The organism is Pseudanabaena sp. PCC 9330, from assembly GCF_055795045.1.
The window spans coordinates 151,103-161,448 of record NZ_JAYFES010000120.1; the positions used below are offsets into that span (position 1 = coordinate 151,103).

Genomic DNA, 10,346 nt, shown 5'->3' on the forward strand with positions numbered 1-10,346 from the left:
CATAAAGCTCTAGGCGTAGCCCCAACATTAACCTGGAAGGATTCAGTAATGCAGGCAGTATAACCCTAGCCCAGGGTCGAGGACAGTATCTCCAGGGATGAACCTGGGCCACCGGTAGAAAGAGTTGTCTCTACTGGGTAAGGGCGCGCAAAAAGCTCTGGAGCTCACTGAGAAAGCCGCCCCGTTTACCTTGGGTGGGGGCGGCACCGTCGGCACTGGCGGCTTCGCCCATCAAGAGGCGATCGAGGGTTTCGCCGGAGGGTTTTTCGGGCATTTCGGCTAATAGCTGGTAGCCGGTTTCGCCCTCCTGCCACACCTGCCAGGGGTGGGGGTAGCAGCGCAGTACCACAGCTCCATCGCGGGGCCGCAGGTAATACACTGGCTCTAGGGTGCTGAGAAAGCGATCGCGCAGCTGTCGCCCGGCATAGCCAATGCCAATGGTGGCTACGTCTTCTAGCTTGGGGTTGAGCATGATCACAAAGCGATCGCCCGCCTCAGCGCACATCTCTTCTACCTGGTTGACCTCCACAGAAGAAGGCTCGACAAACAGGTAGGCCTGGTCTTCGGGGGCCATGGCGGCCTGGAGTTCGCCAATGCCGCGCACCACAAAGTCGGGGTTGCCCCAGTCGCGGCGGGCCAGGGCGGCAGCCCCAGCATCGGGAAAGTAGATTTTGAAGGTGAGGCCCAGCTCTTGCAGGGCGGGGTAAAACTGCTCGGCTACGGGCATGCCCTTGAGCTCTGAGTAGACCAGCTCTACCACCATGCGCGGCACCCCGGCTTGGATGGCGGCCTGGGTGGCGGTGCGGGCTTGGGCGATCGCCGCTTCGAGACTATCTGGAACAGTGGTCACAGCAGAATCCATAGGGGGAAAGGAGGAGGGAATAGGGGACAGGCTAGACGGGGGTGAGGGCAAGGGGAGCTAGGGTGCGGTGGAGCACTTGGCGCAGCACCATGGCTGTCCAGTCGATGTCGGCGGCGGTGGTGTGGTGGCCCAGGGTGAGGCGAATGCCGCAGGTGGCGGCGCGATCGCTGTAGCCCATCGCCTTGAGCACCGGGCTGGGGCTGAGCTGACCGCTGTGGCAGGCGGAGCCCGCGCTGATGCCAATGCCTGCCAGGTTCATCTCGCGTACCAGGGTGCGACCGCTGACCCGATCGCCGTCGGCAGCGGTGACGCAAAAGCTGACATGGTGGGGCAATCGGTGGCGGCGATCGCCCGTGGGCTCTAGCCCAGGTACATCGGCGAGCTGGTCAAACAGGCGATCGCGCAGGGCGATCAGCCGCAGGGTCTCAGCGGGCATTTCATCTGCGGCTAGGGCCGCAGCGACGCCAAACCCGGCCAGGGCGGGCAGCGCCTGGGTGCCCGATCGCAGGCCAAACTCTTGCCCGCCTCCCCCCAGCAGGGGCAGCAGCTCGACACCAGGGCGCAGGTACAGCGCCCCTGCCCCCTGGGGGCCATAGATCTTGTGGCTCGACATCGACAGCAGATCTATCGGCAGAGCCTGTACATCGAGGGGCAGCCGCCCCGCCACCTGCACCGCGTCGGTGTGAAACAGCGCCCCGTGGTCGCGGGCGATCTGCCCCAGGGCTGCCACCGGTTGCAGGGTGCCCACCTCGCTCTGGCCATAGATAATCGACACCAGCACGGTATTGTCCCGCAGGGCCAGGCGCAGATCGCTCGGGCTTACCCGGCCTTGGGCATTGACCGGCAGCCGGGTCACCTGCCAGCCCTGGGCCTCAAGCTGTTGGGCGGGTTTTTCTACCGCCGAGTGCTCGACTGACGAAATAATCAGGTGCTGGGGTAGTCGGTAGCGCTGGGCTACCCCCAGCAGGGCCAGGTTGTCGGCCTCGGTGCCCCCAGCGGTAAACACCAGGGCATCGAGGGGGGCGTTGATCAGGCTGGCTACCTGCGATCGCGCCCGCTCTAGCACCGTCGCGGCCCGGTTGCCCCACTGGTGCAGACTAGAGGGGTTGCCCCACTGCTCGCCCATAGCGGCCTGCATGGCGGCGATCGCCTCGGGACGGGGTGGGGTAGTCGCGCTGTAGTCTAGATAGATTTGCATAGCTTGCACTGACAAAAAAAGACCAAAACACAGTGCGCTCCCAGAAGCAAACTCCAGCAGCCCAAACCCAATCCTACCAGGGATGGCCTGGGCGTCGGTCAAACCTGATCTAAGACCCAAGGCAGAGTTTTGCCCGAAGAAAACCGCTGGGCGATCGCTATCGCGCCTGAAAACTTGCCCCTGCCCGGCGGCGAACTGGCAGGGCAAAATGGCATGTAGCCCCCGCGCCTAGAGCGGTACCCTGAGGGGTAACCAATACAGGGGGAGAAGAGTACAGCGGAGGGACGGATATTTAGGATGTCTCAACAGTTCTGCCGTGGCTATGGCTGTCACGCTGGACAGTACATAACATCCACCTAGAGCACCTACCACCTAGCCCGCCTAACGTAGATCACCTAAGCGATCGCGCTCAGCCCTGATCGCTCAATGGCTTGTCCGGCGGATGCGTGTCTGGCGAATATAGTTCTGGTGCATATATATAGAGGGTCGGTAGCGCCAGGGGGCCATCTACTCCGGCTATCGCCACGGCTGCCTGGCCAGATTTACGGGTCGGTGCGCCCTGGGCTTGGGGAATGGCCGCCGCCACCTCAGCCACGCGATCGCGACCGGTTTGGTGCAGGGCCGTCAGCCAGGCCCAGCCGCAGTCCACCAGCCGCTCTACATCCACATTTTCGTAGGCGGGCTCAAAGGGGCGCAGCCGGTTGACCCCCTCGCCCAGAAGAATGCTGGCCCCCTGCCAGTTGTGGTTGCCCAGGTGATAGAGCCCCACCGCAATCTGCAAGATCCCCTGGTAGAAAGGCTTGTCATAGGTGTTGGCCTCCATCCAGATCGCTTCGAGCTGGTCGTGGCAGGCGTAGTAGTCGCCCCGGTTAAAGAGATCAATGCCTTCCCCGAGGCGGGGATCAGCACTTTCGTTAGGGAGATTGATGGCCATGGTGTAGACAGAACTGGCCCAAAGGGATAGATCCATCCTAAGGCAGAGGTGCTATCCTCCACTGTGAGTGTGAGGTGTGAGGAAAATTAACATGGTGAGTTCTCCAGTGAGGCCGCCGGGCACTGTCCCCGCAGGCCATCAGAGTATTATCGTTAACCACCAGCGGGCGTCGTCGGGCTTCGGCGGGTGGTCGCTGCCCGCTGGCCCTCTATTTGGCACCGACGGTATTCGCGGCAAAGCGGGCGATCTGCTGACTGCCCCCTTGGCAATGGAAATTGGCTACTGGGCTGGGCAGGTCATGCAGGCCGATGGGCTGAGCGATGGGCCGGTGATTCTCGGTCAAGACTCGCGCACCTCAGGGCCGATGCTGGCCACCGCTCTGTCGGCAGGGCTGACCGCCGCCGGCATCGATGTCTGGCACATTGGTCTCTGCCCCACCCCCGCCGTAGCCTACCTGGCCGAGTCATGCCATGCCCTCGGCGGCATTATGATCTCCGCCAGCCACAACCCCCCCGCCGACAACGGCATCAAGTTTTTTGGCGGCGATGGCACCAAGCTCAGCAGCGCTGTGCAAACGAATATAGAGGCAGCTCTGCGCGGCCATCTACCCGGCAGCCCTGCGGGGAGCTGGGGCCAGTGCTACTACCGGCCTGAGCTGGTCAACCGCTACGCTAGCTTTTTGCATGAGCCCCTCATGCCCGGCCTCGATCTAGCCGGGATGAAAGTTGTGCTCGATCTGGCCTGGGGCTCGGCCACGCGCCTGGCCGAACAGGTATTTTTGGAGGCCGGAGCTGAGGTGATTGCCCTGCATAGCGCACCGGATGGCGATCGCATCAACGTAGACTGCGGCTCGACTCATTTGGAGCCGATCAAAGCGGCAATCCAGGCTCACAATGCCGACTTGGGCTTTGCCTTCGACGGCGATGCCGATCGCGTCATGGCGGTCGATGCTCAGGGTCGCGTGGTCGATGGCGACTACATTCTCTACCTCTGGGGCAAGCGTCTGCAAGAACAGGGCCGTCTGCCTAACCACACGCTGATCTCGACGGTGATGGCCAACCTGGGCTTTGAGCGCGCCTGGGAAAAACTGGGCGGCACCCTGGTACGCACCCAGGTGGGCGATCAGCATGTCTACAGCGAAATGGTGAGCCGGGGCGCAAAGCTCGGCGGCGAGCAGTCGGGCCACATTCTCTGCCACCACTACAGCCTCACGGGTGACGGCATTCTCACCGCCCTGCACCTGGCCACCCTGGTACAGAGCCTGGGTGGATCCCTGGCTGCCCTGGTCGATGACAGCTTCACAACCTATCCCCAGAAATTGCAGAATGTGCGGGTGGTCGATCGCGATCGCCGTCTCAACTGGCAAGACTGCGCCCCTGTTCGCAGCGCCATCGACGCCGCCGAACGGGCCATGGGCAGCGAGGGCCGAGTGCTGGTGCGCCCCTCCGGCACTGAGCCGGTGATTCGCGTCATGGTAGAGGCGATCGACGGGGGCTTAGTCGATCGCTGGACTCAGCACATCGTGCAGGCCGTCACCCAGCATCTGGCGGTGTAGACGGTTCCTACTCGGTGGCTGGAGCTTGGGGCCAAGGAATGCGGCGGTCGGCGGCGATCTGACTGGCAATTTCTCGGGCCCCATAGCGGTTGACGTGGCTGGGGTCGGCAAACAGGTGCGATCGCCAGCGCCAATCTTCGAGCAGATCGATCAGAATCAGCCGGTCTTGGCTGGCCCAGGTTTGCAAAAACTGCTGAAACTGCCGCTCATAGCCCAGGCGCACGCTGTCTAGGTAGTCGTTGCTGAGGGGCAGATTGACGAACACCAGAGGAATATCTTGGGTTTGCAGAAACTGAGTGGTGGCCTCGAAGGAGACGGTCTGCACCCCCTCTAGACGAAAGGGGCGGTAGGCGTTGTCGTACTGTCCGCGCACCCGAGGAAAGCTGCGGTAGTAAACGGTGGGGTTGAACTGGTCGTTGACGGCCAAAAATCCCTGGGAGTTGATTGCGGTGAGGGCAACGGTGCCAAAGTCAGCTTTTTCGCCATCGGCAGGGGTTTCGCCATCGGCAGGGGTTTCGCCATCGGCAGGGGTTTCGGCAGCCCCATCGGCCTCTGGGGGGGGTAAGGTGAGTCTAGCCCCCTCCTGCACGATCGCATAGCCAGGCGAAGCAAGAATCTCCGCAAAGGTGCGGTCAAATCGACCGCTGTTGAAGCCGCGTGAGCCTTCGGCCCAGATGATCAGGCGGGGGTGCAGGTCAGGGGCCAAGAGCTGCCGGGTGATAAAGCCCACCACCTGGGCCGTAGCGCCGTTGACGCTGAAATTGTAGACCCGCAGGCCTGGGAACCCCTGCACCGCCAGCGCCTGCTGCAACACCTGGGGGTCTATCCCCTGGAGGGCGCGGGAGCTGCCTAAAATCAACACATCCGGCGGCCCCAGGGTGGCCACGTAGGCATGATATAAGCTGACCTGCTCGTCTAACACATCGCTGCCCAAGGCTGGAAACACCCTGGCCAAACCCTGTTGCTCAGCTCTTTGCTGGGCCTGGGCTAGATTTTGCTGGTACTCCCGCGCCTTGCGCTGGCTAAACCCCTGACGGGGGTCATCGGGGGCAATATCTTGCAGCAGGGCTACCGATCGCCCCCAGGCACCGACCACCTGGTGCCACTGAGCGGCGGTGGTAGCGGTGGCAGCCATCTGGGCGGCCTGGCTGGCTTCATCTATGGCTAGATACCAGGGGTCAGCCGGGGGCACAGCATCGGCGACACCGCCATAGGAAGGCGTAGCCGTGGTCGAGGTCGGGCGGTTGACGCAGCAGGTCAGCACCAGGCCCAACCCCAGGAACGTTGTCAACCCCGCGCGGGAGGTGAAGCATTGAGACATGGTGATGGCAGAGCGCAGCGGCGGGTCAGCGGGTACTCAGGGGGCAACCCTAGTTGCCTGAGCATCAACCCTGCTTACAGTTTAAGAAATTGAGCCCTGGGCCGAGGCCGTTTATTTTGCGGTGGCAAGGTCGATCAAAGGGAAGATTTGCAATTGTGAGGCTCTCTGCGATAGTAGGTCTGTGCTTTGCATTGTTTGATTGAGCCTGAGTGCTAGAGAGGTCATCGGTGGTACCCCTAAAAGACTACAATCCGGGTCAGCGCACCCCTTATGTCACCTACGGGCTGATTGTGCTGAATATCGCTCTGTTTATTTATGAGCTTAGCCTGCCCGCCTCTGAGCTGACCCCCTTTTTTCACGCCTGGGCGGTGGTGCCCGAAGAGTTTTCTACCAGCCTGACGACGGGGGTGTCGGTGCCCAACGCCGAGGAATGGCTCACTCTGGTGACGGGACAGTTTCTCCACGGCGGCTTTTTGCACGTGGCGGGCAACATGCTCTACCTCTGGATCTTTGGCAACAATGTCGAAGATCAGATGGGCCACGGGCGGTTTTTGGTGTTTTATCTGCTGTGCGGGGTGCTGGCCAACCTGGCCCAGTGGTTTTTTGCCATGGGGTCTGAGATTCCTTCCCTGGGAGCCAGTGGGGCGATCGCTGGGGTGATGGGGGCCTATATTTTTCGCTTCCCTGAGGTGCGCATTCTCACCCTGGTGCCCCTAGGGCCGATTCCCCTTCCGCTGAGAATTCCGGCGCTGTTTTATCTGGGTATTTGGTTTGTGCAGCAGGCGTTTTACGGTTTCGCCAGCCTCGGTGCCCCGGCCATGATCGGCATGGAGAGCGGCGGCATTGCCTATTGGGCCCACGCCGGGGGGTTTGCCATTGGGGCCCTGGTAGGGCCGATGTTTGGGCTGTTTAGCCAGTCAGACACAGAGATTGCCGCCGAGAGTGCAGGGATAGAGTAGGAGCGTTGTGATGGCTTAGTTTTGAATTTCCCGTTTGATTCAAACCTTAAAGCTCAACACTTTCCTCACTCCCCAAACACCGCCGTTACTCGCTGGGGCTGCAAAAAATCGCGATCGACCTGGTCGTTGTGCACCACTTTGACCGAGTCGAGCTGGGCCATCAGGTTTTTTAGGGCGGCGACCTGGGCCGCAATCAGGTTGTTGACGTCAATGGTGAGGTCAAAACTGAGGGTGGGGGGGCGATGGTTGAGGCGATCGCTGGCTAGCCGCTGCCATTGGGGTTCGTAGCTCAGCCAGGGGTAGTCGGCGGGGTTGATGCCCCCGATCGCCGGGCTGGGCGGGTAGGTGAGCACCTCGCAGGCACCGGGCTGGGCCAGAGACTCAAACTGAATGCGAGTGGCTCCCAAGTTGACCAACAGGCGAATCAGATCCTGTCGGCGTTCGTAGAAGAGATCGGCAAAGTAGGTGGCTACGGGCAGGTAGACCTGCGATCGCTCCGGCAGGGGGTGCTGGCGATAGTAGCGCCCTGCCACCGGATGGCCCGGCAAAAATTGCCGCCCCGGCGGCAGAGCTGTGATCGAGGCCGTTTCGACGATGGTGCGGTACCAGGGGTCGAGGTCGATTTGGGCAATGGCCTGGTAGAGCAGGCGGGCATCGTGGTTGGTGCGGCGTACGGCATTGTCGGCGTAGAGATCGCCTATCAGAGCTTCTTTGAGCAGCAGCCGGGACGCCCAAATCAGCGCGGCGGTATGGCTGGGCAACTGGAGGGCCGCCAGCAGCTCTAGGGAGTTGACCATCGAGCCGGTGTGCACCATCAGCCCCTGGACAGCCCGGCGTAGATCGAGCTCGGCCCGCGAGATCACCACATCGGCATCGCGAAAGCTGTACTCAATGGGGTCTTTAAAGTCTTTGGCATGCTGCTCTGGCCCCAGCACATGCAGGAGAGGCCGCAGGCTGGAGGGGGTGCCCCCCTGGCGCGATCGCGAACCCGATGCCCTAGACCGACGGCGAAAAAACATGGCGACCCCTCTATGGTCGAACTGCGCTATGGCCGAGCTGTTCTATGGCCGAGCTGCCTCTGAACTGTATCCCAATCGGGCGGGAAACTTCAAAAATTCTAGCGGTCAAGATGGCTCCGATGGCTTCACGACGTTGTCACCGGCATGAGAAGTTGTTACATTTGTTTACAAGTTCGCAACATAAAGCAATAATTTTGCGGTGAGCGACAGGTTTTTGAATTTAGCTGTTGCGCTGACTTGGGTGTGGTGACTAGGTATGAGTTGGGTGGTAATAGGTGGGTGAAATAGGGCTGATGGATACTCAGGCTGCAATCACAACTATCGCCCAGGTGTTGGGTCTCTACTCCGGCGGTCGGCGCGACTTTCGCCATCTAGACTTTCACGAGGCTTGGATGCCCGACCTGGTGCTGCCCGGCATCGACCTCAGTCAGGCAAATCTGGCATCGGCCCATTTGGCCAGGGCCAACCTGGCATCGGCACGGCTGGGCGGCTGCAACCTGTGGCGAGCCAATTTGGCTGGGGCCAATTTGGCCGGGGCCGATCTGGCGCGCACGGTGCTCATTCGCGCCGATCTGAGTCGGGTGACTCTGACCGGGGCCGATCTGCGCTGTAGCGATCTGCGGTTGGCCAACCTGCAGGGCGGCTTGTTGAACGAAGTCAACCTGAGGAATGCCAACCTCAGCTATACCGATCTGCGCCATGCAGACTTGCGCGGCGCAGACTTGCGCGGTGCCGACCTGACGGGGGCCAACTTGTGCGGTGCCAATCTTGCTCTCACTCAGATGTTTGGGGCCTGCCTCGATCGCGCCTGGTTGGATGGGAGCGAGCCGCCCTACCCAGAGCTGTCGTCTACGACATTCTGATACCAATCCTCCTTGGCTACCCTCGATTCAGCCGGGCAAACAACCGTTTGCCCCTACGGCTCGGCCTTTTGGGAATCGGGGTCCTGTGACTCGGATTTGGTCTGACTTGCTAGAGGTAGAGCTTCGGCGGCGAGGGCATTGCGCAGGTGGCCCTGGTGATCGGCTAGACGCGCCTCGGCAGCTGCCACGTCGAGGTGGCCCAGGTGCATCATCAGAGCGACTTTGACCTGCTGACGGCTGCGATCGAGCAGTGTAGCGGCGGCTTCGCGGTCGAGGCCGGTCAGGTCGCCGAGCATGCGCAGGGCGCGATCGCGCAGTTTGGTATTGGTTACGGCCACATCGACCATGCGGTTGCCGTAGACCTTGCCCAGGCGCACCATCACCCCAGTTGAGAGAATATTCAGGGCCATTTTGGTGACGGTGCCGGCCTTGAGTCGGGTGGAACCCGCTAGCAGCTCTGGCCCCACGGGCAGGCGAATGTCGATGTCGACCTCAATGGGGGCCTGGTCGGCGGGGACACAGGCGATAAACACGGTGGTGGCGCCGCGCTGGCGGGCGGCGGCGATCGCCCCCCGCACGTAGGGCGTCGTGCCTCCGGCGGTAATGCCCACCACCACATCTTGGGGTTGCAGGTCGCGATCGGCGATCGCCGCCGCCCCATCTTCAGCAATATCCTCTAAACCCTCAGAGCTTTTGACCAGGGCGCTCGCCCCCCCAGCGAGAATGCCCTGCACCAGATCGGGGGGGGTGCAAAAGGTCGGTGGGCACTCTGCCGCGTCGAGCACCCCCAGGCGACCGCTGGTGCCAGCCCCGATATAAAACAGCCGCCCGCCCTGGCGCAGGGCAGTAGCGGTGGCCTCAATGGCGGCGGCGAGGGGGGCTCGGGCAGCGGCGATCGCTGCCAGGGTGCGCTGGTCTTCTTGGTTAAACAGATCGACTAGCTCAAGGGCGCTGAGCTGATCGAGCTGGGCGCTGCGGGGGTTGGCCTGCTCGGTCAGCAGGTGGCCGCGATCGGCGGGGTCAAGGGGGGTAGGCATAGTGATCTAGAGCAATTTCTCAAACTGCTGGCGCATGCGATCGAGCTCCGCCTGGGAAAACCCATTGTTGGCCACTGAGGCGTCTCTACCCTCTGGAGCAGGCTGGTCAGGATCCCAGGTAGTTTGTTCCAGGCTTTGCTCCGGGGGCACCGCCAGCGCTCCCTCGGGGACGAGCCGGTAGCCGTAGCCCGCAGACTCGCAAAATTCTTCGATCTCGGTCTGATCCATGCCCTCTGCCGTGGCCTCAGGAAAGTCTTGGGCTTCGAGCATCAGGGCGTAGCGAACCGCGTCGTCTTCGTGCTCAAACATCAGCACGATGTCTTGCCCCTCTAGGTGCAGGGTGTGAATGCCTTCGTTTTCGGTGCGGGCATTAAATAGCAGCACGTACACCACCATGGCCAATTCTCAGTAAATAGCGCTACCTGTCTACTCTACCGGGCAACTTCCACCCTGGGGCGAACAAACTACAGCCAGTCATCGTCAAGTAACCGATACTCTCAGAGCAGCCATCCGCCACCGGCAAAAAATAAATCGCTTCTTTGCAGGTGGTATGCAGAAACGGGGGAGTTCATTACTATTGTTTGGTGTTCAGCGGTGG

10 protein-coding genes are annotated in these 10,346 nt (G+C 61.7%); 3 read left to right on the forward strand and 7 right to left on the reverse strand.

Features of this window, described 5'->3' with window-relative positions:
- Window positions 1–130 precede the first annotated feature (130 nt).
- The 3 genes from AC0QKW_RS25540 to AC0QKW_RS25550 all read right to left on the reverse strand — a co-directional run bounded on the left by AC0QKW_RS25540 (window position 131) and on the right by AC0QKW_RS25550 (window position 3,030).
- Window positions 131–850, reverse strand: coding sequence for a DUF1995 family protein (locus AC0QKW_RS25540; RefSeq protein ID WP_473153939.1), 720 nt, complete (start codon window positions 848–850; stop codon window positions 131–133).
- 43 nt (window positions 851–893) lie between these two features.
- Window positions 894–2,060, reverse strand: a complete 1,167-nt coding sequence (locus AC0QKW_RS25545) for a cysteine desulfurase family protein (RefSeq protein WP_473153940.1) — start codon at window positions 2,058–2,060, stop codon at window positions 894–896.
- A gap of 409 nt (window positions 2,061–2,469) precedes the next feature.
- Window positions 2,470–3,030 (reverse strand): DUF309 domain-containing protein, encoded by a 561-nt coding sequence (locus AC0QKW_RS25550; protein WP_473153941.1) that lies wholly within the window; start codon window positions 3,028–3,030, stop codon window positions 2,470–2,472.
- Window positions 3,031–3,085: 55 nt separating this feature from the next.
- On the opposite strand from AC0QKW_RS25550, the gene glmM reads away from it, so the two are divergent.
- On the forward strand, window positions 3,086–4,549 hold the full coding sequence (glmM, locus tag AC0QKW_RS25555) for a phosphoglucosamine mutase (RefSeq protein ID WP_473153942.1): 1,464 nt from the start codon (window positions 3,086–3,088) through the stop codon (window positions 4,547–4,549).
- Window positions 4,550–4,556: 7 nt separating this feature from the next.
- Here glmM and AC0QKW_RS25560 read toward each other — a convergent pair whose 3' ends face one another.
- Entirely contained in the window at window positions 4,557–5,870 is a 1,314-nt protein-coding gene (locus AC0QKW_RS25560) for a hypothetical protein (RefSeq protein WP_473153943.1), read from the reverse strand.
- A 227-nt stretch (window positions 5,871–6,097) separates the two neighbouring features.
- Between AC0QKW_RS25560 and AC0QKW_RS25565 the strand changes: the two genes are divergently transcribed.
- Window positions 6,098–6,829, forward strand: coding sequence for a rhomboid family intramembrane serine protease (locus AC0QKW_RS25565; protein ID WP_473153944.1), 732 nt, complete (start codon window positions 6,098–6,100; stop codon window positions 6,827–6,829).
- A gap of 65 nt (window positions 6,830–6,894) precedes the next feature.
- Here AC0QKW_RS25565 and AC0QKW_RS25570 read toward each other — a convergent pair whose 3' ends face one another.
- On the reverse strand, window positions 6,895–7,848 hold the full coding sequence (locus tag AC0QKW_RS25570) for a hypothetical protein (protein ID WP_473153945.1): 954 nt from the start codon (window positions 7,846–7,848) through the stop codon (window positions 6,895–6,897).
- A 293-nt stretch (window positions 7,849–8,141) separates the two neighbouring features.
- Between AC0QKW_RS25570 and AC0QKW_RS25575 the strand changes: the two genes are divergently transcribed.
- Window positions 8,142–8,711 (forward strand): pentapeptide repeat-containing protein, encoded by a 570-nt coding sequence (locus AC0QKW_RS25575; protein WP_473153946.1) that lies wholly within the window; start codon window positions 8,142–8,144, stop codon window positions 8,709–8,711.
- 53 nt (window positions 8,712–8,764) lie between these two features.
- Here the strand turns inward: AC0QKW_RS25575 and murQ are convergent, their stop codons facing one another.
- Together murQ and AC0QKW_RS25585 are read right to left on the reverse strand one after the other, a co-directional pair.
- Window positions 8,765–9,748 carry an N-acetylmuramic acid 6-phosphate etherase gene (gene murQ, locus AC0QKW_RS25580; protein ID WP_473153947.1) on the reverse strand — a complete coding sequence of 328 codons (984 nt, stop codon included), beginning with the start codon at window positions 9,746–9,748 and terminating at the stop codon, window positions 8,765–8,767.
- A 6-nt stretch (window positions 9,749–9,754) separates the two neighbouring features.
- Window positions 9,755–10,144, reverse strand: coding sequence for a DUF3110 domain-containing protein (locus AC0QKW_RS25585; RefSeq protein ID WP_473153948.1), 390 nt, complete (start codon window positions 10,142–10,144; stop codon window positions 9,755–9,757).
- Window positions 10,145–10,346: the final 202 nt, after the last annotated feature.